Here is a 22,387-nt window from a genome sequence, read left to right as displayed (position 1 = left end):
TAGCCAACATTATATTTTTCAGATTTAATCCATATTATTCAGAGTAACACCTCATGCTTATGAAGATATTGTTTAGAATTGGGAGCATTACAGCTGCTATGATGGGGCTATTTGTAATTTTGGGTATAGTCTCATATTTTAACGGAACTGCTCCATCATAAAATAACTGCCGATAATGTAACGTTATGTAAAGAAGCTAGCTAAGAGCTAGCTTCTTCATTCTTTAGGAATACCAATACTTCATGTTACGTAATGCTCACATGAATATGGGATATAAAAGGACAGAAGTAGTCGCTGGCATAATGTTTATTACTATATACAAGTGAATAAAAAAACCGTCTTTTGATAGTGGGGGGAGATCATCCGGCGACGTGCAGAAGCGCTCAAACCTTCATAATGGTTCATGCAAGGGTAAACCAGAGAGAAGAAGCATACCATACTCCCTTTTGGTTGCACATAGCACATGGACATGTCGAATTTATAATTCACTCATATATAGTTTTCTACGCCGGGAGCCAGATTTGGAATATAGAACCTTCGCCTTCCTTGCTCTTAACTTGTATAGTTCCTCCATGAATGTCTATGAGGGATTTTGTTATCGCTAACCCCAGTCCGGCTCCTCCATATTTTCGAGACCGTGATGACTCTATTCTATAGAACCTGTCAAACAAATGAGATACATGCTCTTTCGGAATTCCAGGGCCATTGTCTTGAACAGCCAGCAAAATTCCTTGGGAATCCCATTCCAGCGATACCCTTATGATACCGGTCTTCGAATCTGTGTGCTGCACTGCGTTATGATACAGGTTGAGAATAACTTGTTTTATTTTGTCCTGATCAAACGTCGCTTTTACATTCGGCATTATGGAAAAGATGACTTTTCTTTCTCCGGCAAGCAATCGAAGTTGTGACTCCATCTCGTAAATCACGACATCCAGGAAGCCTTCCTCCATTTGAACGGTTGGAATGCGATCAAGTTTCGCTAATAAAATAAGATCCTGTACGAGTTTATTGAGGCGTTCCGATTCTCCATACATACTCTTTAAGGCTTTATGCAACTGATCGGGATTGGTAGCTGCGCCGCGCAGTAAGACTTCCAAAAAACCGTGTATGGATGTCAAAGGAGTTCGGAGTTCATGTGAAGCATCAGCAATAAAACGCCGCATTTGTTCTTTTGCTTCTTTTTCTGCTTCAAAAGAGACTTCCAGCCTTTTCAACATCCCATTAAAGGCCACGGCCAGACGATCAATTTCCAGCTGACCTTGATGAGGCGGTAATCTGTCATCCAAATTGCCGGCATTGATTTGTTCCACCTTATTTACCATATTAGATAAAGGGATGAGGGTTCGCCGGAGAACAGGCAGAAAGGTTAACAAACCTACAACTAGCGCGGTGGTGGAAAGGGACAAAAATATAATCATTTGGCGAGTAAGAACGTCCTTTAATGGTTTTGTATCTGTACTCATCTGAACGACCCCTGACACACTCGGTTGTATTTCTATGGGCTGGAGAACAATCAATTGTTCCATGCCACGATTATCCTTGATAATCTTGTAGTTTAATCTGTGATCCGTTTGGAGAGCATCAAAATATTCCTGTTTTGTCAATTTTGGAACAGGTCCGGCATGAGGTTCTTTCGATAAAACTGAAAAACCGCCGTCCCCGCTCGTATTTATAAATGCAATTGTAACACCAGGAAAAAAAATCAAGGGTCTGGCCGAACTGTTTGTTTCTGGAGTTTTGATGCTGCGTTCCCAAACTTCATCAGGGATCGAGAACATTTGACTTTGGAGACTAACAGCTCTATTTTGATACATAAATTGTTTCATAAGTACATATTGAAATACTCCAATAAGGAGCAGTAAACCGGCTAGAATAAATAAAGAACGGGAGAGGAGCTGAAGGCGAAGCGATTGAAACATAAAGAAACGTCTTAACTTCCCTTTTTTTCGCTCTGTCATGAAATATCTACCCGATAACCAGCACCACGCAGGGTGCGAATCAAAAGACGCTCCCGGTCGTTCAACTTCTCTCTTAAAGATCGTATATACACTTCCACAATATTTTCTTCCCCACCGAAATCATATCCCCAAACCTTATCTAAAATCATCGATTTACTGAGGACAAGACCATGATTGATGACTAAAAATTTAAGGAGTTCATATTCGGTAGCAGAAAGTTCAAGAATTCGGTTATCGAAACTGATTTCTTTGCGCCGATCGTCGATACGAAATGGACCGATGACAACTTCTTCTAATAAATTAGGAAATTGGTTTCGGATCCTTGCATGGATGCGAGCCAACAATTCTTCAAAGCTGAAAGGTTTAACCATATAATCATCGGCTCCGAGGGTGAGCCCTTTCACTCGATCATCAACTTCTTCCTTGGCTGTTAGCATAATCACAGCGATGTTTCCTATCTTTTTAAGCATTTTGCATACTTCAAATCCATCCATGCCCGGCATCATGACATCAAGTATGGCAACATGCGGCTGGAATTGCTTAGCGAGATTGACGGCTGTCAAACCTTCTTGTGCAGTTTGTACATCAAACCCTTCATTTTGCATTCCAAGTTCTAAAAATTGTAAGATAGCTGGTTCATCATCCACGAGCAGAATCTTAACCCCTTTAATCTGGTGCATCAGATTGCCTCCTCTTATTTCATATTATTTATCTCTGTTATATTTCTAATTATTCGTTTTCAGCTGAAACTGGTCTGAGTGAGAACTGAAAATAAGCTGAAAATTTATGAATCTTTCCATAATTTGTTTCACATTCGTACTAAAATCTACACACTCAGCTTTCAGCTAATTTTCAGTTTATATTCAAGTTCATCTCAGTTTTAAATTACATAATAAGCTCATGGAAAGTCAAATAAACAGTGGAGGTCCTGAATAGGAGAAATATGGTCATCACTTCTATGATGACATGTATTATGTGAAGTTTCATTCTGTTTTCTTATGACCCTGTTTCTCATTATTAACTGGATACTGAAAAAAGTTAAGGAACTTTCAAGGTGCACTTTTTATACGCAACACTGTTCAAGTTAGGCGCGCGCGAAAAAATCATTCATATGGCTATACAACGAAAAAAAGAAGCAATACAAAATGTTTTATCGATGATTCTATTGTTCTTTCCATGTTCAAATTAAGATACCCATAAATCGAAAGGAAGGATTACTTTTCAAAGATTAAATCCTATTTAAAAAAAGGAGTAGAAACCAAATATGAAACTGAAGTTTAAAGGAAGTATTGACTTTCTCTTATTAGGAATTATCGTTCTATCTATTTTTCTAAATTTTTATCAGTTGCAGGATGCAGGAACAAACACATACTATACCGCTGCGGTTAAAAGTATGTTAAAGAACTTCCATGCCTTTTTCTATGCATCCTTTGATCCGGCTGGATTTATTACCGTGGATAAGCCGCCTGTCGCGTTATGGATTCAAACACTAAGTGCCTCTATATTTGGATTAAGCGACTTTAGTGTGCTTTTGCCGGAAGCGTTAGCAGGAGTCATCTCAGTTTGGCTTATGTATATCATTGTAAAACCTAAATTCGGCCGTGGAGCCGCTTTACTATCGAGTTTAATATTGTCCTGTACTCCTATCTTTGTTGCTGTAGTTCGTACAAATAACGTTGATAGCATTCTTATCGTAACATTATTAACCGCTACATGGGCATTGATGAAATCGGTGGAGAAGCAAAAAATCGGCTGGCTGATATTGAGCTTTGTTTTAGTAGGGGTAGGATTTAATATCAAGATGCTTCAAGCTTACATGGTATTGCCAGCTTTCTATCTGTTTTATTTTATCGCTGTGAAAACAAATTGGAAAAAACGAATCGCTCAGTTGGCTATAGCTACCGTCTTATTAGCAGCTGTTTCTTTTTCTTGGGCGACGATTGTAGACTCAATTTCTAAAGATAAACGGCCTTATATCGGAAGCAGCCAGACGAACTCTGTTCTAGAGCTGGCGCTTGGATACAATGGAATTTCCAGGCTGACAGGAAATCAAGGCGGTAACGGATCTGGAAAAGCTCCACAGGGCACTCCTCCTGCAAATAACCAAGGTACAAGCAATAAGGGACAGTCTGGAAGCGGCAATGATGGTACTCAGCAAGGGCCGCCTTCTATGAATGGCAGCAATATGCCGAACCAATCCGGAAATGGGGGGCCTCCATCCTTTGGAGGACAAGGTGACGGCAAACAAGGCGGTTCGAGCGGTATGTTCGGAACAGGAACTCCGGGTGTAGCACGATTATTCTCAAAAGAGCTGTCCGGTCAGACGAGCTGGCTGCTGCCATTTACTCTCTTTGCGGTTGTCGGTGTGTTTGCATCCTTCTGGAAAAAGCGAGAGTTCACGATGCAGCATAAGTTTACGGCATTTTGGTTGGCGTGGCTGCTTCCGATGATGGTGTTCTTTAGTATCGCAAAATTCTTCCATCAGTATTACCTCAGCATGATGGGTCCGGCGATTGCGGCATTAACTGGAATCGGCTGGATGGCGTTATGGGGATTGTATAAAGAAAAACAAGGCTGGCAAAGCTGGCTGCTGCCTGCTTCCGTATTCGCTACTTCCTTATTCGAAGCGTTGGTTTTATATGAAAACAGCAGCGCGATCGCAGCAGGCTGGATCGCGGTACCGATTGTTTTAGGGCTTTCCCTGTCTGCTCTTCTCGTTATTATGCGTCAACGTGAAAAAGCAGCATATTACTTGTCTCTGGCCGGTGTACTGGCATTGCTTATCTTCCCGTTCTACTGGACGCTTTCGACTATCTTAGAGGGAGGCAATAGTGCTACTCCTATTGCGGGACCAAACGCACACGGTATGGGAGGCGGTCCTATGGGAGGCAACGGTCCTATGATGGGAGCGGGACCAAACCAAAGCCAACAAGGCGGTTCTGCAACGGGAGCCGGGGCCAATCAAAAAGACGGCCGAATGGGATCGCAAGTGAATCAGCAGTTGCTCACGTATTTAGAAAAGCACTATAATGGCGAAACATTCATCCTCGCTACAGAAAGTACGCAGGAAGCGACTTCTATTATGCTGAATACGAATTATACGGTAATGGCGATGGGTGGATTCTCAGGAAGCGACCCTGCCTTGACTCCTGCGAAGCTTGAGAAGATGGTGAAGGCAGGCAAAGTCAAGTATTTCTTGATTTCCGGTCAGGGTAGAGGCAACCAGGAGGTTAACGCATGGATTCAAAAGAATTGTAAAGAGGTTCCAAGCAGCGAATGGCAGTCTTCCCAGCAAACAGATAATCAACAGCCGTTCGGTATGAAACAATCACAGAAGCTGTATGTGTATCAAGGATAATAGGGACGGGAGAGTTTTCTCTCCCGTTGCCTTGAAAAATAACGAGAATGAGCAAAGAAGGAGGAGTTATTATGTCTGCACATGTGAAATATTCAATTGTTATCCCCGTATATAACGAGGAGGAAGTGATCTATGAAACCTATAAACGACTGAAGCGAGTCATGGATTCTACAGGAGAAGGATACGAGCTTCTCTTTGTGAATGACGGAAGCCGCGATGAAACGGTCTCCATTTTAAAAGAATGTAGCGGTATAGATCAATCGGTAAAGCTAATTGATTTTTCGCGAAACTTCGGCCATCAAATTGCCATTACCGCAGGAATGGACTATGCTGCCGGGGATGCGATTGTCATTATAGATGCTGATTTGCAAGATCCCCCGGAACTCATCTTAAAGATGATTGAGAAATGGAAAGAAGGATATGACGTAGTCTATGCGAAACGAACACAGCGGAAGGGGGAAACATTTTTTAAAAAGCAAACAGCAGCTCTTTTTTACCGCTTATTGCGCGCTTCTACGGACATTGATATTCCACTTGATACAGGAGATTTCCGCTTAATAGACCGCAAAGTATGCGAAGAAATGAAAAGGATTCCAGAAAAAAACCGCTTCGTTCGCGGGTTGGTAAGCTGGGTGGGCTTCCGTCAAACTGCCGTTGAGTATACACGCGATGAGCGGTTAGCGGGCGAAACTAAGTACCCCTTGAAGAAAATGTTGAAGCTATCCATGGACGGGATGACCTCGTTTTCCTATAAACCGTTGAAGCTTGCCACTTATACCGGGGGACTTCTTTCCCTCGCAGGCTTTATCTACATGCTCGTGGTGCTGTATTTAAAGCTATTTACCGATAGCACTGTAACGGGATGGGCCTCTATTATTATCATTCAGCTGCTCTTTAGCGGGATTGTGCTTCTCCTCCTCGGAGTCATAGGAGAGTATATTGGCCGAATTTATGATGAGACGAAAGATCGCCCGCTCTACATTGTACGAGAATGTTATGGGATGGAGCCGAAATCGAGAAAGGTACAGGGCAGCGTCAAACATGGCTAATAAGCTTCTTCCCTTTATAAAATTTGGGATCGTAGGGATTCTCAATACAGGAATTGATATCGCTATTTTTACACTTTTAACGTATGCGGGGATTCCTTACTTGCTTGCTCAATGTATCTCGTATGGAAGCGGCGTCCTCAACAGCTATATTCTCAACCGTTCCTGGACGTTTCAACGGAAAGAAAAGGTTAATCAACGTGAATTTTTAAAATTTACAGGAGTAAATCTTATCACCTTGGGCATCACATCAGGATTGCTGATTATTCTCTATCAGCATGCGGGATGGCCGATGCTGATCAGTAAATTGTGTACGACTGCGATCGGAGTGGTTGTGAATTTTATCGGAACCCGTCTCTGGGTTTTTACTGAACATCCAAAAGAAAGAAGGGACCACATATGAAAGTAAAAAAAGCCGTTATTCCAGTAGCCGGATTAGGAACTCGATTTTTACCGGCTACCAAAGCGCAACCGAAAGAAATGTTACTGATTGTGGACAAACCAGCCGTTCAATATATTGTCGAAGAAGCTGTTCAAGCTGGAATTGAAAATATTATTTTTGTGACAGGACGAAATAAAAAATCTATTGAAGATCATTTTGATAAATCTGTCGAATTAGAACAGACGCTTGAGGAAAAAGGAAAGATTGAGTTGTTAAAAGAGATTAAGGATATTTCGAATTTAGCGAATATTCATTATGTTCGTCAAAAAGAACCATTAGGGTTAGGTCATGCGGTGTTATGCGCACAACATTTTATAGGAAATGAACCATTTGCCGTTCTTTTAGGAGACGATATTATGGTGTCAGATCCGCCTGCCCTCCAACAGATGGTTCATGCCTTTGAAAAGTATGATAAACAAATAGTCGGAGTACAGCAGGTAGCAGTTTCAGACGTACACAAATATGGGATTATCGCATCGAGTGAACAATTTGGCCGGCTGCATAACGTGCAAGATTTGATTGAAAAACCTTCTCTAGAAGAAGCTCCCTCTAATGTTGCGGTTATGGGGAGATACATTTTAAAACCTTCTATCTTCTCCATTTTACAAAAAATCAATAGAGGAGCCGGCAATGAAATTCAGTTAACAGATGCATTACGAGAAATCTGTCAACAAGAAGGGCTTCTAGCATTAGAATTAGCGGGTAGTCGCTATGATATTGGAGATAAATTTGGTTATATAAAGGCAATAACAGAGATGGGATTGCAGCGAGAGGACCTGCGCCCCCAATTTCTCACTTATCTGGAGAATTTACTAAAACGCGAGATTGAAAAGGAGATGAGAGTATGAGCACAGTGCTGGTAACAGGAGGAGCCGGCTACATCGGGAGCCATACTGTACAAGAATTACTGAAGCAAGGTACAAAAGTTGTCGTACTCGATAATTTATCGACAGGGCATCGAGAAGCGATACAGACTCCCTATTTTTACGAAGGGGACATTGCAGACCATCAGCTTGTGCAGGAGATTATAGAGCGGCATCAGATTGAATCAGTGATTCATTTTGCAGCGAAAAGCTTAGTATCTGAATCTATATACCAACCCGAATTATACTTTCGGGAAAATACAATGAAATCTTGTGCTTTTTTTGAAAACTTGATCCAGAATGAGGTCAAGCGCATTGTATTTTCCTCTACCGCAGCCGTTTATGGCATAGCTGATAGCAACCCAATCTCAGAAACGGCTTCTGTATTGCCTGTCAATCCATACGGAGAATCCAAATTAATGATTGAGAAATACTTGCACTGGGTAGGAAAAGCTCATGATGTGAAATGGATCGCTCTTCGTTATTTTAATGCGTCGGGAGCATCTATTGATGGAGTATTAGGAGAAGACCATGAACCAGAAAGCCATTTGATCCCTCTCGTATTGCAAACAGCCTTAGGACAACGGGAGGGGATTTCAATTTATGGAAATGATTATCCCACAACAGATGGCACGTGTATTCGAGATTATATCCATGTTTTAGACTTGGCTCAAGCGCATATAGAGGCCTTGAAGGCTCTTCAAAAAGGTGAGATTCAACAAAACATATATAATGTCGGGACGGGCTCTGGATATTCCGTGTCTGATATTATTGACAAAGCTGAACAAGTGACGCAGAGGAAGATTGCCAAACGAATCGGCTCGAGAAGAGATGGGGATCCGCCTGTGTTAGTGGCCGACAGCACTAAACTGCAGGAACATCTAGGGTGGCAACCTCACTACAGTGATCTGGCTACCATTCTTCAAAGCGCTTGGAATTGGCATTCGACTCATCCTAATGGTTATAAAAGTAGAATCAGATTGTAGGGAAAAGAAAGAGAAATAAGACACCTAAAGTCAGTAGAGAATTTTTCTGGCGATTTTTTCAAGAAATGAAAGGAGCTTGAGATGGGAAGCGTCACGACGGATATTTTAATGTGGTTCACAAGCCTGGGTTATCTTGGAATTGGCTTAGGTTTAATGATTGAAATTATCCCCAGCGAAATCGTATTAGCGTACGGGGGATACATGGTATCGCAAGGAACAATTCATTTTAGCGGCGCTGTAATAGCAGGACTCATAGGAGGAACCGTGGCCCAATGGTTCTTATATTGGATCGGTTCTTATGGAGGAAGACCATTTCTTCAAAAGTACGGGAAATACTTATTGATTCAACCGCATCACTTGAATAGAGCAGAAAATTGGTTTCATAAGTATGGATCGGGCGTTGTTTTAACGGCGCGTTTTATTCCTGTAGTTCGACATGCTATCTCGGTTCCAGCCGGCATTGCGAAGATGTCCTTTTCACGATTTACCCTCTTGACCCTGATCGCTATGATTCCCTGGTCTATTTTATTCATTTATTTAGGAGAAACCTTAGGAAGTCACTGGGGAAATATTGAGGAAGTGGCAGGGGTCTATACAAAACCAGCTGCCATAATCGCGGTTACTCTTATTGTACTTTACATTGCTATTAAACGAATACGAAAAAATATAAGTACAATAGGACAGAAACGTAGAGATAAGGAGAGTTCATACTGATTAGAAAGAAGGTAATCAAAAGAAGAGGAGTACAATGCAAATGTCGATATTCAAAGATAATAAGCTTAAAATAGGTTTGTTCCTGATCCTTTTTACCACGATTTTATTGAGTTTTTATTCCATCTGGAATTATCATGGCAGTTCTGCATCTATGCCAAATAATATGCCGCAGCAAGGTTTCCAGGAAGGGAGAAACATTTTCTCCAATGACACAAATCAAGTTCCTCCAAATAGGGAGTTCCCGTCCAAAAATTCACCTGGAGAAAAGGCTCCTCCTAGAGAAAATATGCCTTCACCGAATGGGAATATGTTTAGACACACTGCAAATTCAGGCACAAAGTACGCAACATCCCTTGCCGTATACAGCGTGCTATTTTTTGGCTTATTTGCTGTCGCTTACTACCTGTTTGCTAACAAAAACATCAAAATCCGGCAGAGTAATAAAAAGGCGTTATTGTGGACCTTATTGGGAGTTGGGCTTTTCTTGAGAATCGCTGCCGCCCCATGGATAGGGGGGCATCCTGACATCAATCTTTTTAAAAACTGGGCAACTTCCGCGGCAAAAGGTCTTACTGGATTTTATATAAACGGTTCCAGCGATTATCCTCCTTTCTATATTTATATTTTATTTATAGTAGGTAAAATTGCGTCTGTTCCTGCCATGAACTCTTATTTTACTCTGCTTTTAAAATTGCCGTCCATATTGGCAGATATTGCAACTGCATACTTGGTCTACAGGTTGGCTGTCAAGTATCTCCCTTTGGAATTCAGCCTTTTGATATCGGCATTTTATGCCTTTAATCCGGCTATTTTTATTAATTCCACTTTTTGGGGACAGGTCGATTCATTTTTTACGTTAATTGTTGTTTTGGCAGTATTTATGCTATCTGAGAATAAGGTGTTTTTGTCCGGCGTGTTTTTTGCAGCAGCTGTGCTCATGAAGCCGCAAGGAATCATTTTTCTCCCCGTGCTTTTCTTTGAGCTGGTGAGATTGAAAAGTGTAAAATGCTTTTTGACAGCGGCTGCAGCCGGTTTGGGCACTGCGCTGGCCGTGATTCTTCCTTTTTCTTTTCATCAAGGACCGTTTTGGATTTTTAAACTCTTTTCCAGCACAATCGGGGAATATCCATATGCCTCTGTGAATGGATTCAACTTCTACAGTCTTCTCGGAGCAAATTATAAGCAGGATACGTCTACGCTGTTTGTATTCAGTTATCATACGTGGGGCATGATTTTTATTATCATAGTTACCGCTTTTTCGTGGTTCATCTATATAAAAGGACGTAGCGCAAAATTTGCTTCTATCGCGGCGCTTCTTCAAATTACTGGTGTATTTACGTTTTCAACCAGCATGCACGAAAGGTACTTGTTTCCGGCCGCTGCCCTGTCCCTATTCGCTTTTATCTATCTTAGGGACAAAAGATTGCTTTGGTTAGCCGCAGGATTCAGCGCTACTATTTTTATCAATATCTATGCGGTTTTCTATGGGATGTTCAATGGGCCGGCGGGCGTACCTTATAATTTTACGCTAATCATTACTTCACTTTTGAATGTTGTTTTCTCTATTTACCTTGTTAAAGTTGTATGGGACATCACTGTGAGAAGCAAAACGTCGACATTCACACAAAGCGGTTCCGGTGCGAAAAAGCCCCCACTAGAAATGTAGAGCGCTTAAGTTTTTCAGATTTGCTAATTAAGCAATTAATCTCAAGATAACGAAAATTATGTAACCTTCAATTCTACATTGAAGGTTTTTTTGTTCATGATAATGAATATATACAGAAACAAAAAAATTCACAAGATTATATAAAAGGGAGGAATAAGCGTGATAAGTCAAGGTTTTATGTCTCTGGTATTATTTTTGGGTATTTTTGCAGTTATGCACCTAATTCCAGAAATGGACCTTATAACGTCTATATCATGTGCTGCAATCTTTTTTATTATGAGCTTGGTAGTCTCTTACGCACTTGAGTCTGAATTATTTGATCACACTCAAGACGATCTTGTTGAATGATGTACCGACTGGTCTTTTTCTAAGGTATCAACTTTTCTGTGATTAATTGATTTCAGGTATCTCTTATGAAATAAATCAGGATGGCTTTTGGTACTTATCTCCGATAGCGCGACTTATGTCAACAAGGACAATATATAGGTAATGAAACTTGCCTATCTGGGCAAGTTTCATTTTTGATATAATAAAAAGCAGATAATTTTTTAGTATTATTCATACAAATTATTAAGAAAAAAATTCATTATTTAGCCACCAAGAGCGTCTAGAGCGTCCAGAGCGTCTAGAGCGTCCAGAACGCCTAGAGCGTCTAGAACGTCTAGAACGTCCAGAGCGTCTAGAACGTCCAGAGCGTCCAGAACGCCTAGAGCGTCTAGAACGTCCAGAGCGTCTAGAACGTCCAGAGCGTCCAGAACGTCTAGAACGTCCAGAGCGTCTAGAACGTCCAGAACGTCCAGAGCGTCTAGAACGTCCAGAGCGTCCAGAACGTCCAGAACGTCCAGAGCGTCTAGAACGTCTAGAAACTGGACCAGGGCTCATTGCTATTGGCTCTTGAGTTAAGAATTCGTCCAGTCCAGCTGCTTGTATTTCATCTACTGCTTTACGGATATCCTTATCAGTAATTATTTGCATATCACCCCTCCTTATCAATACAATGTTTTGAAAAGATAGTAAATAGACAGCAAAGAATTGTATTCTCTTATGTTTCTTTTTCCTTCAACACTATACGTTATGTTTTAGATGATGGGAAAGAGCTTATTTGTATTGAAATTGGGTATTTGTGCTGGTTCCCTAGAGAGGTATTTTCCGATAAGGGGTATGTAAAACGAAGAAGTATATAATGAAAAAATAAATGATTGTATGATGGGGCTCCATCTTGTAGAACAAACAAGATGGCGTTTTTTGGGTGTCTACTTTACTGGAGAATGAGTGAAATACAGAGCATATTGTTGATACAGAAATGTATGCAGGGAATACAGAAAATAAAGAGAGGGGCAACTCAGGTTTTACAAGAATGTATAAAACTGCGTATACTGAATGATACAAGGATTTATAGAAGTTATTGATATTACGGGAATTTAAGATAAAGTCAACTTCCTAAAATGTCACGTTATGTTAAACTGACATAAATATAATATTCATACTGTTTGATAAAATAAAATTAAAAAGAGAGGGGTAAGCGAATGATAATAGAATTTTTACCATTTAACGCCACTTATGTTAAGTAATATTCAGTATTAGGGGGATAACTAATACGGATACTTCGATTCTGCCTTTATTTAATCTAATTTACCTAACGGGCAGTTTGATTGAACAAGAAGAACTTGAATTTTATGTTAGAATCTTATTATTTATATTTTAATTATGAGGAGGGATAATATAATTCAAGGATAAAGAAAATGTAGCATGTTGACAACGAAAAAAAGGAGACAATACAAGATGAGTGAAACAATCAACTTACATAAGGATGCGATAGACATGTTAAGGGAGACAAGCCGGACCTTCTTTATTCCTATTAGTTATCTATCGCCAGGATTACAAGAAGCAGTTACATCTGCTTATTTATGCATGAGAGCTATCGACGAGATCGAAGATCATCCCCAGCTCCAGTTAGAAGACAAAAGTAATCTATTACGTTCGATCAGTCTGCTCTTGTCAAAACCCTTTCATAGCAACGAGTTAACGGCTATATTTCATCCATACAACTCCATTCTACCGGAGGTTACATTACGACTTGGTGATTGGATAAAACTTTGTCCACCAGCAATTGTAGAGAGCATCTTGAATGCGACATCTACTATGGCGAAAGGGATGGCGGACTGGGTTCTAAAGGAGTGGCGGATTAAGAATGAAGAAGATTTGAATCAATACACATTTTACGTTGCAGGTTTGGTAGGAGTAATGCTTTCAGATATTTGGAAGTGGTATGATGCTACCGAAACAGATGAGCTTCTAGCTATAGCCTTTGGTCGCGGCTTGCAGTCCGTCAATATTCTTCGCAATCGTGCTGAGGATCTAGAGCGAGGTGTAGATTTCTTTCCCGATGGATGGGAGTTAGAAGATATGTTTATGTACGCCCGACATAACCTAGCATTGGCTGACGTTTACTTGAAGGATATTAAGCCCGGTCCAATTTTTAACTTCTGCAAAATCCCGCTGGCTCTTGCTCATGGTACGCTTGATGCTTTAACAGAGGGGAAGGAAAAAATGAGTAGAGCTGCTGTAACTGAAATAGTTAGTCGAGTAGTAGGTAAATAATATTCCGCAATCTAGGGGCACAGTTTCATCTGTGTCCCTATTATACTGAACTCTTCTCCGATCATATTATATTTCCACTTCACTTCTTTATAAATTAAATACCTTATTTTCTATTAGAGAAATTGGTAATCTATATTAAGAAGCACATTAAAATTGTCTTATAGCGTTTAAAGATGTGTAGAAAAGCATGGCTATTAGCTATGCTTTTTTCATTCATATGATAAGAAAATATAAAATCGTAGGCCATGCCTAGCTCCACTTTCTCTGTGGATTTGCGGAATTACGCTTTCTCTCGACAAATTTTTTTCGAAAAATGTAAACGTATTCAAAAAAATATAAAGGAAGAATGCCGTTGAGACAGAATATTAAGAATATCCTCTACTAAAAACATATTTATGTTTTGTAGTATAGGATTTTTTCTTTGACGGCTTATATACAGAGGGAGGGGCATTATGGAGAGAGAGCATTTAATTAAACCATTGCTTGGCAATCATTACCCTATGGTTTCGCACGGGAAGGGGGTGTACTTGTTTGATACCGGGGGAAAACGGTATATCGACGGTTCTTCCGGCGCGATTACAGTAGGAATTGGTCACGGCGTACAAGAAATTATTGAAGCAATGAACAAACAGGCGCAGCAAGTGTCCTTTGTGTACCGTTCGCAGTTTACAAGCGAAGCGGCTGAAAAGCTTGCGAAGAAAATGAGTGATATTACACAAGGTGACTTAAATTGGACGTTTTTTGTCAACAGCGGAACAGAGGCGACAGAAACAGCTATGAAGCTTGCGATTCAGCACTATCAAGAAAAAGGGATAAAGGGAAAAAATAAAATTCTTTCCCGCTGGATGAGCTATCACGGCATTACAATCGGCGCGTTGTCCATGTCAGGGCATCCTTTGCGCCGTCAGCGGTTTGTTCCGATTTTGGAGGATTATCCTTCCGTTTCTCCGCCCTATTGCTATCGTTGTCCGTTTAACTTGGCGTATCCTTCTTGTGATATGGCGTGTGCGTCTGAATTAGAAGCAGCTATTGAGAAAATCGGCGCCGAGCATATCGCAGCATTTATCGCTGAGCCGATTATCGGTGCAGCCGGCGGTGCGATTGTGCCTCCAGGGGGGTATTACGAAAGAATTAAATCCATTTGTGAAAAGCATGATATTTTATTTATTGCCGATGAGGTCATGACAGGACTTGGCCGCACAGGAAAGATGTTCGCGATGGAGCATTGGGGCGTACAGCCTGATATCGTGACGCTTGGAAAAGGAATGACGTCCGGTTATACGCCGATGGCTGCAACCGTTGCGAGCGATCGGGTCATTGCACCGATTTTGCAGGGTTCGAAGCTTGTCATGAGCGGGCATACATTCAGTGCCAATCCGCTGTCTGCTGCTGTGTCACTCGCAGTCATTGAATATGTAGAGCAGCATAACCTGGTGCAGGCAGCAGAAGAGAAGGGCGATTATTTAATGAAAAAGCTTTATGAAATCAAGGAGAATTCTTCTATTATCGGCGATGTAAGAGGAAAAGGCTTGTTAATCGGTTTAGAGTTTGCAGACAGTGTAAAAGCAAGCGCATTGATTCAAAAAGCCATGAACAACGGCTTGCTTTTATATCCGGCCGTTGCAGGGAAAAACGGCAAGCAGGACAAAGCTTGCATCATTGCGCCGCCTTTAACCATTACATATGACGAAATGGATGAACTTCTGCACATTCTCAGAGCAAGTATAAAAGAAACGGAGACAGCACAAACTCTATCACTCTATGGGGCAAAGGAGGAATAATATGAATTTGGTCGAGAACACGTACAGAAAAATCACATCTGTCGAACAAATCCTTCCGCACTTTCGTGACGGAATGACTTTAATGGTAGGAGGCTTCGGCGGAGTTGGCTCACCGCCGTCCATTCTGCAAGCTTTATTAGAGTGCGGCATCAAAGACTTGCATGTAATCAGCAACGATACAGGGTTTCCTGATATCGGCATCGGCAGAATGGTACGAAACGCGAGAGTGAAGTCTATTGTCACCTCTCACATCGGTTCAAATCCATTTGCCGGCAAGCTCATGACAGAAGGCGAGCTGAAAGTGGAATTTTCTCCGCAAGGCACTTTGGCAGAGCGAATTCGAGCTGGAGGAGTCGGTCTTGGCGGTGTTTTGGTAGATGTGGGTTTGGACAGTATAGCGGAAAGCGGTAAAGAAAAAGTAACGGTAAAAGGAAAGCAATACTTAGTCGAAGAAGCTCTTACAGCAGAGGTCAGTATCATTTTTGCGAAAAAAGCCGACCCATTTGGAAATCTTGTGTTTGATAAAAGTGCGCGAAATATGAATCCACTTATGGCAATGGCCGGAGAAATTACGATTGTAGAGGCGGAAGAAATTGTGCCGCTCGGAGCATTGAGCCCGGAAGAAATCGTAACACCAGGCGTGTTTGTAAATTACATTGTTGCATCGGAAGGAGTGAACTGGAAATGGGCGTGGGAGTAGACTTTCGTCATAAAATTGCAAAGCGGGCTGCGCAAGAAATCAAAAACGGAATGCTTGTTAATTTAGGCATTGGTATTCCTTCTCTTGTTCCTGACCATTTGCCGCAGGATGTGCACGTCATGTTTCATGCGGAAAACGGCATTATCGGAATAGGACCGAGTCCGGCAAAGGGAGAAGAGGATGAGAACTTATGCAACGCAGGGGGATTTCCTGTTACCGTGTTAAACGGAGCGAGCTATTTTGACAGCGCGACTGCTTTTGGAATTATTCGCAGAGGGTTATTAGATGTGACGATTTTAGGAGCACTGCAGGTGAGCGAAAAGGGAGATTTGGCAAACTGGATCGTTCCCGGAAAACGCGTGCCGGGAATTGGCGGAGCGATGGATTTAGCGCAAAAAGCAAGGCGCGTAATCGTTGTGATGAATCATACGGATAAATCCGGCAGCCCAAAGATTGTAAAGGAATGCACACTGCCTTTAACATCTAAACGCTGTGTAGACGTGATCATTACGGAAATGGCTGTTATTGAGGTAGTAAATGATGCTTTAGTACTTAAAGAATTAATGCATCCTTACACGGCAGAAGATGTTATACAGCATACAGGTGCAGAGCTTGTGATCAGTAAAGAATTGAAAACGATTATGTAAAAAAGAGGTGAGGAGATTGAGAGAGTATAAGTCTAGAATTCAAGGTTATATAAATGAAAGTAAAAATCAATCCATAAAGTTATTGCAGCGATTGGTGCAAGAAGACAGCATTTCTGGGAATGAGAGCAGAGCGCAAGCAATTATTATGGAAAAGCTGAGAGAAATGGGATTAGAATTGGACGTTTGGGAGCCTTCCAAGGAAGAAATGCAGGAGCATCCGTACTTTATCTCTGCCCGCAGCAATTTTAACGGAAGCCCGAATGTGGTGGGAATTTTAAAGGGCACAAGCGGCGGGAAATCCATGATTTTAAACGGTCATATTGATGTTGTGCCCGAGGGGGACTTGAAGCAATGGACGCAGCAGCCGTACGGTGCAACGGTGAAGGATGGCAAGCTGTACGGACGCGGAGCAACCGATATGAAAGGCGGAAACGTCGCTCTCATTTTGGCTATAGAAGCTATTAAAAACAGCGGAATTGCTTTAAAAGGAGACGTGTATTTTCAAAGCGTGATTGAAGAAGAAAGCGGGGGCGCGGGTACGCTCGCAGCAATTTTACGCGGCTATCAAGCTGATGGTGTCATCATTCCTGAACCGACGAATATGAAGTTTTTCATTAAGCAGCAAGGCTCTATGTGGTTCCGTCTGAAAGTAAAAGGAAAAGTAGCGCACGGTGGAACGCGATACGAAGGAGTTAGCGCGATTGAAAAAAGTATGCTAGTGATTCAAGAAGTTGGCAAGCTAGAAAAGCTGCGAAATGATCGTGTGAATGACCCGTTGTATGATGGCGTGCCAATTCCTATTCCAATTAACATTGGTACAATACACGGCGGCACTTGGCCATCGTCTGTGTCCGATCTCGTAGTGCTAGAAGGAAGGTTTGGAGTGGCTCCAAGTGAAAAATTAGAAGCGGCCAAAGAAGAATTCGAGAAATGGCTGCGCGATTTAAAAATGAAGGACGAATGGTTTGCGGAGCATCCTGTTGAGGTAGAATGGTTCGGTGCAAGATGGGTTCCCGGTTCGATTGAAGCAGATCATGCTTTAGTGCAAACTCTAGAACAAAACTATTTAGAAATCACAAAACAAAAGCCTGTTATGGAAGCCGCGCCGTGGGGCACAGATGGGGGATTGTTTACGCAAGTTTCGCAAATTCCTATGATTGTATTCGGTCCCGGCGAAACGAAGGTGGCCCATTACCCGGATGAATACATCGATTTGGAGCAAATGTTTTTGGCTGCAGAAATCATTGCTTGTACATTGCTTGATTGGTGCGGTGTCCAGGAGCAACAGGAAAGCGAGGGTGCATATGAAGGCGAAGGAGTATTATGAAACTATAAAAGTGGTCGAGGAGACATTTTGTTTTGAAGCTGCGCTGGATCATTTTAACGAACGAATCCGCGTGGACTATTACTTAGGGAATGTACCGGACCTAGTCAAAAAAACAGAAATGCTCGCACAAGAATATCAGTATACGAAGCTCATTATAAAAGCAAGGCAAGAACATCTATATTCGTTTTTGCATGCCGGGTACACGATAGAAGCGGTCGTGAATGGATATTTTCAAGGAAGCGATGCTTTTTTTGTAACGAGATATAACAGCCAGGACCGAAGAAATAGTCTGTACTGGTCAAAGGGAGACGAAATCGTTGCGGCTGTTTTCAAAACGGATACGGTAAAAGAAAAGATGATTCCTGAAGGCTATATCATCCGTAAAGCTGCGAAAGCGGATGCCGGGAAGCTTGCGGGCTTGTATGGTCAGGTATTTCAAATCTATCCGACTCCTTTAAATGAAGCAGCTTACGTAGAAAAGACGATGGAAGAGGGAACTGTGTACTGGGTGTATGAAAAAGATGGCATCATCGTGAGCGCAGCATCGGCTGAAATTGATTTTTCCCAGCGGAATGCAGAGCTGACCAATTGCGCTACACTTGAAGATCACCGCAAGCACGGTTTGATGAAAGAATTGCTGAAACAGCTGGAGAAAGATTTACGGAGTCAATCTGTATACTGTGCCTATACGATTGCACGATCCTTGTCGTATGGAATGAACGCAGCTTTTTGGCAGCTTGGCTATACGTATACAGGCCGATTAACAAACAACTGTTATATCTTTAACAAATTGGAAGATATGAACGTATGGGTCAAAGATCTTTCCAAAGGAGCATCTTAATGCCTGACCGCCGAAAATCCAGCGCTAAATCGCCGGATTTTCGGCAGTAAAAGGATGGTGAACACATTGATTGAAATTCCGACAAATGAAATGATTAGCGCCATTTTAAACAGCATCGATGAAGCCATCCATGCAGTCGATAAAAACGGAATGACCATTTTCTATAACCAAGTGGCGGCTGAGCATGACGGAGTCTCTGTCGAAGAAGTATTGGGCAAACATGTGCTGGAAGCCTTCCCTTCTCTGACGAAAGAAACAAGCACATTGCTGAAGGTGCTGAAAACAAAGCAGCCTATCATTCAGCAGCCGCAGCGCTATCAAAATATAAACGGTCATTTCATTGATACGATTAATACAACTATTCCGATTATACTGGAGGGCAATTTGATTGGTGCTGTTGAAATTGCAAAAGATTACTCCACGATCAAAAAGCTCGGAGAAAAGGTTTTGGATTTGCAGGCGCGGATGAATCCGCCTGCAAAACAAAACAACAGTAAGCAGACACACTACTATACCATTTCAGATATATTGACAAACGATCCCGTTTTGCTCGAAGTGAAGAAACAAATGGAAAAAGTGGCTCACGCCGATTCTGCCGTGTTGGTTGTAGGGGAGACTGGCACAGGAAAAGAGCTGTTCGTACAGTCTATTCACCACCTTTCTCACCGGCGAAGCAATCCTTTTATCGCGCAAAACTGTGCGGCTTTGCCTGAATCGCTGCTTGAGAGCTTGTTATTCGGAACGACAAAAGGAAGCTATACAGGAGCAGTGGACCGGGCTGGACTGTTTGAACTGGCGGATGGGGGCACCTTGTTTTTGGATGAGATTAATTCGATGCCGCTGGAGCTTCAGGCAAAGCTTTTGCGCGTATTGGAAGACGGAGTCGTTCGCCGTATCGGCGATCAAAAAACGCGCAAAGTAAATGTGAGAGTTGTTGCGGCTATCAACGAGTCCCCGTTGGATTGTGTCCAAAAAGGAATATTGCGCCCGGACTTATACTATCGCTTGAATGTGTTCTCTTTATTCATTCCTCCTTTGCGGGAAAGAAATTTTGATATTGAATTGCTTACGTCCCATTTTATTGAGAAATTTAATGAACGATTCTTAAAGCGTATACGAAATGTGGAGCACAGTGTATTTGAGCTATTTCATCAATATAACTGGCCTGGAAATGTTCGTGAGCTGAAGCATACGATTGAGCATGCGATGGTTATGGCGGAAGGTTCTACGCTTACGGTAAAGCATCTTCCCATGCAGCTCCAACAAATAAAAAAGAGTACGGAAACAAAGGAGATTCAGCCGTTGCGCGAGGCATTGCAGGAAACAGAGACTTCTCTCATCAAACGTGCTATGTTACAAACGAACGGCAATATCCAGCAAGCCGCCACGCTTCTTGATATTCCGAGACAAACGCTTCAATATAAGATACAAAAACAAAATATCTCGATATAAACCGCCAAAATTTCGGCGGTTTTTCTTTTGTTAATGAGAAGTTCTGCAAAAATTTATATGAGCTGATACGAAAAAACCGAAGAAAACCGCATTAATAATTAGAAAATTAATAATATTTAGTTATTTTTAAAGGGGTTTTTATGTATTAGACATGATTTGGCACGGCACTTGCATTATAAAAAGCACAACCATTTGAAAGGGGATGTAAGTATGGTAAATGCTGTTTATGCACCAAATAGGCACTGGAAAGAAATAGAGTTGTGGAAGGACGTGACAGAGGAGCAATGGAACGATTGGATCTGGCAGCTCACAAACACGATTAAAACATTGGACGATTTGAAAAAAGTCATCAATCTAACTCCGGAAGAAGAGGAAGGAGTCAAAATTTCTACAAAAACCATTCCGCTCAACATCACGCCATACTATGCTTCTTTAATGAATCCGGATGATCCGCGCTGTCCGGTCCGTATGCAGTCTGTTCCGATTTCTGCGGAACTTTATAAAACACGATACGATTCAGAAGATCCGCTTCATGAGGATGAGGATTCTCCTGTTCCGGGGCTTACGCATCGCTATCCGGATCGGGTTCTGTTTTTGGTGACGAACCAATGCTCCATGTACTGCCGTTACTGCACAAGACGCCGCTTCTCAGGACAAATCGGCATGGGCGTGCCGAAGAAACAGCTCGATGGTGCTATCGATTACATACGCAACACGCCGCAAGTCCGCGATGTATTAATTTCCGGCGGAGACGGTCTGCTCATTAACGATAATATTTTGGAATATATCCTGAAAAACTTGCGCGCTATCCCGCATGTAGAAATTATTCGCATCGGCACAAGAGCACCTGTCGTGTTCCCGCAGCGCATTACGGAAAATCTTTGCAATATCCTGAAAAAATATCATCCGATTTGGCTCAATACACATTTCAATACATCCATTGAGATTACAGAAGAGTCTAAACTTGCATGCGAAATGCTTGCTAATGCCGGTGTTCCGCTCGGAAACCAAGCTGTTATTTTAGCAGGTATTAACGACAGCGTTCCAATCATGAAAAAGCTGATGCATGACTTGGTCAAAATCCGTGTGCGTCCATACTATATTTATCAGTGCGATTTATCGGAAGGAATTGGTCATTTCCGCGCTCCTGTTTCCAAAGGGTTAGAAATCATTGAGGGCTTACGCGGCCATACATCTGGATATGCTGTACCGACATTCGTAGTTGATGCGCCGGGCGGAGGCGGGAAAATCGCCTTGCAGCCGAATTATTTGATTTCGCAAAGTGCAGATAAGGTCGTTCTTCGCAACTTTGAAGGTGTTATTACCACTTATCCAGAGCCGCAAAACTATGTTCCGGGCCGAGCGGAAGATTACTTTAAAGAAATTTATCCGGACATGGAGCAAAAGAGCTCCAATGCCGGTATTGCAGGATTAATGAATGAAACGAAGTTCTCTCTCGTTCCGGAAGGATTGCAGCGCATGGATCTCCGCAAGACGTATGCGACGAACCCCGAGCATGCGTCATTGAAGGATAAACGTGATAAACGCGATGAGATGAAGGAAAAGAAATATCAAGCACAGCTGACAAAGGGCCAAAAAAGCGAAGAGCTTGTAGCTAGCGTGAAAACTGGGGGAGAAGCAGGATGAGATGTCAGTGGTGTGAATCTGTCAATGTGATAGAAACAACCAATACGGTATATTGGGAGCTTCCCGACGGAACAAAAGCCATCGAAATTATAGAAACGCCATGCGTCGAGTGTCAGGATTGCAGCATAGCTTATCAAACAGACGCGACTGTTACTGCGATCGAGGAGCAATTGTTTTTAATTGATACGAAGAGGCTTGAGAAAACGATTACGTATGGACAATTATTGCAGCAGCCGCGATTATTGAAGAGAAATTATTTTGATTTCTCTGTATAAAGATTGGAAGCGATTTTTCGCTTCCGATTTCTCTTGTCAGGCACGCAGCCTGCATGACCTTCAAAAGTTATGTTCTGAGA

At 42.0% G+C, this 22,387-nt stretch carries 20 protein-coding genes; 17 read left to right on the top strand and 3 right to left on the bottom strand.

The window, feature by feature from the left end; genetic code table 11:
• Nucleotides 1-503 precede the first annotated feature (503 nt).
• Both H540_RS0126995 and H540_RS0126990 read right to left on the bottom strand, forming a co-directional pair.
• Complete coding sequence (locus tag H540_RS0126995; RefSeq protein ID WP_028403222.1) at nt 504-1,961, bottom strand: sensor histidine kinase; 1,458 nt, start codon at nt 1,959-1,961, stop codon at nt 504-506.
• The gene (locus H540_RS0126990) at nt 1,958-2,641 is read right to left on the bottom strand and encodes a response regulator transcription factor (RefSeq protein WP_028403221.1); all 684 of its coding nucleotides are present in this window, start codon (nt 2,639-2,641) and stop codon (nt 1,958-1,960) included. The genes H540_RS0126995 and H540_RS0126990 overlap by 4 nt, the downstream gene beginning before the upstream one ends.
• Before the next feature lie 584 nt (nt 2,642-3,225).
• Here H540_RS0126990 and H540_RS0126985 point away from each other — a divergent pair.
• The 8 genes from H540_RS0126985 (at nt 3,226) to H540_RS0126950 (ending at nt 11,384) form a co-directional block, all read left to right on the top strand.
• Nucleotides 3,226-5,319, top strand: a complete 2,094-nt coding sequence (locus tag H540_RS0126985; protein ID WP_028403220.1) for a glycosyltransferase family 39 protein — start codon at nt 3,226-3,228, stop codon at nt 5,317-5,319.
• A gap of 71 nt (nt 5,320-5,390) precedes the next feature.
• Nucleotides 5,391-6,368, top strand: a complete 978-nt coding sequence (locus H540_RS0126980; protein ID WP_028403219.1) for a glycosyltransferase family 2 protein — start codon at nt 5,391-5,393, stop codon at nt 6,366-6,368.
• Nucleotides 6,361-6,768, top strand: a complete 408-nt coding sequence (locus tag H540_RS0126975) for a GtrA family protein (RefSeq protein ID WP_028403218.1) — start codon at nt 6,361-6,363, stop codon at nt 6,766-6,768. Before H540_RS0126980 ends, H540_RS0126975 begins: the two co-directional genes overlap by 8 nt.
• Nucleotides 6,765-7,655: a UTP--glucose-1-phosphate uridylyltransferase GalU gene (galU, locus tag H540_RS0126970; RefSeq protein WP_028403217.1), complete on the top strand. Its 891-nt coding sequence runs from the start codon at nt 6,765-6,767 to the stop codon at nt 7,653-7,655. Before H540_RS0126975 ends, galU begins: the two co-directional genes overlap by 4 nt.
• A complete protein-coding gene (gene galE / locus H540_RS0126965; protein ID WP_028403216.1) occupies nt 7,652-8,656 on the top strand; it encodes a UDP-glucose 4-epimerase GalE in 1,005 nt (334 codons plus the stop codon). The genes galU and galE overlap by 4 nt, the downstream gene beginning before the upstream one ends.
• 81 nt (nt 8,657-8,737) lie before the next feature.
• A complete protein-coding gene (gene uptA, locus H540_RS31045) occupies nt 8,738-9,370 on the top strand; it encodes an undecaprenyl phosphate transporter UptA (protein ID WP_051317309.1) in 633 nt (210 codons plus the stop codon).
• A 40-nt stretch (nt 9,371-9,410) separates the two neighbouring features.
• Nucleotides 9,411-11,036: a glycosyltransferase 87 family protein gene (locus H540_RS31040; RefSeq protein WP_155891162.1), complete on the top strand. Its 1,626-nt coding sequence runs from the start codon at nt 9,411-9,413 to the stop codon at nt 11,034-11,036.
• Between the two features lie 159 nt (nt 11,037-11,195).
• Complete coding sequence (locus H540_RS0126950; RefSeq protein WP_028403215.1) at nt 11,196-11,384, top strand: hypothetical protein; 189 nt, start codon at nt 11,196-11,198, stop codon at nt 11,382-11,384.
• Between the two features lie 222 nt (nt 11,385-11,606).
• On the opposite strand, the gene H540_RS33890 is transcribed toward H540_RS0126950, so the two are convergent.
• Nucleotides 11,607-12,011, bottom strand: a complete 405-nt coding sequence (locus H540_RS33890; protein ID WP_162144563.1) for a CotG/ExsB N-terminal domain-containing protein — start codon at nt 12,009-12,011, stop codon at nt 11,607-11,609.
• Between the two features lie 807 nt (nt 12,012-12,818).
• On the opposite strand from H540_RS33890, the gene H540_RS0126945 reads away from it, so the two are divergent.
• The 9 genes from H540_RS0126945 to H540_RS0126905 all read left to right on the top strand — a co-directional run bounded on the left by H540_RS0126945 (nt 12,819) and on the right by H540_RS0126905 (nt 22,307).
• Nucleotides 12,819-13,637: a squalene/phytoene synthase family protein gene (locus H540_RS0126945; RefSeq protein WP_028403214.1), complete on the top strand. Its 819-nt coding sequence runs from the start codon at nt 12,819-12,821 to the stop codon at nt 13,635-13,637.
• A 452-nt stretch (nt 13,638-14,089) separates the two neighbouring features.
• Complete coding sequence (locus H540_RS31035; RefSeq protein WP_051317307.1) at nt 14,090-15,418, top strand: aspartate aminotransferase family protein; 1,329 nt, start codon at nt 14,090-14,092, stop codon at nt 15,416-15,418.
• Between the two features lie 73 nt (nt 15,419-15,491).
• Nucleotides 15,492-16,118 (top strand): CoA transferase subunit A, encoded by a 627-nt coding sequence (locus H540_RS0126935; protein ID WP_425388191.1) that lies wholly within the window; start codon nt 15,492-15,494, stop codon nt 16,116-16,118.
• A complete protein-coding gene (locus H540_RS0126930) occupies nt 16,103-16,765 on the top strand; it encodes a 3-oxoacid CoA-transferase subunit B (protein ID WP_028403212.1) in 663 nt (220 codons plus the stop codon). The genes H540_RS0126935 and H540_RS0126930 overlap by 16 nt, the downstream gene beginning before the upstream one ends.
• Before the next feature lie 16 nt (nt 16,766-16,781).
• Nucleotides 16,782-18,092 (top strand): peptidase, encoded by a 1,311-nt coding sequence (locus H540_RS31030; RefSeq protein ID WP_051317306.1) that lies wholly within the window; start codon nt 16,782-16,784, stop codon nt 18,090-18,092.
• Nucleotides 18,070-18,933 (top strand): putative beta-lysine N-acetyltransferase, encoded by an 864-nt coding sequence (ablB, locus tag H540_RS0126920; RefSeq protein WP_034672038.1) that lies wholly within the window; start codon nt 18,070-18,072, stop codon nt 18,931-18,933. The genes H540_RS31030 and ablB overlap by 23 nt, the downstream gene beginning before the upstream one ends.
• 66 nt (nt 18,934-18,999) lie before the next feature.
• Nucleotides 19,000-20,385 carry a sigma-54 interaction domain-containing protein gene (locus H540_RS0126915; RefSeq protein WP_028403210.1) on the top strand — a complete coding sequence of 462 codons (1,386 nt, stop codon included), beginning with the start codon at nt 19,000-19,002 and terminating at the stop codon, nt 20,383-20,385.
• 210 nt (nt 20,386-20,595) lie between these two features.
• On the top strand, nt 20,596-22,032 hold the full coding sequence (gene kamA / locus H540_RS0126910) for a lysine 2,3-aminomutase (protein ID WP_028403209.1): 1,437 nt from the start codon (nt 20,596-20,598) through the stop codon (nt 22,030-22,032).
• Nucleotides 22,029-22,307, top strand: a complete 279-nt coding sequence (locus tag H540_RS0126905; protein WP_028403208.1) for a YokU family protein — start codon at nt 22,029-22,031, stop codon at nt 22,305-22,307. The genes kamA and H540_RS0126905 overlap by 4 nt, the downstream gene beginning before the upstream one ends.
• Nucleotides 22,308-22,387 lie beyond the last annotated feature (80 nt).

The sequence above is a fragment of the Ectobacillus panaciterrae DSM 19096 genome (genome assembly GCF_000430785.1).
Classification (GTDB): Bacteria; Bacillota; Bacilli; order Bacillales; family Bacillaceae_G; genus Ectobacillus; species Ectobacillus panaciterrae.
This window is presented reverse-complemented; position numbering and strand designations above follow the sequence as displayed.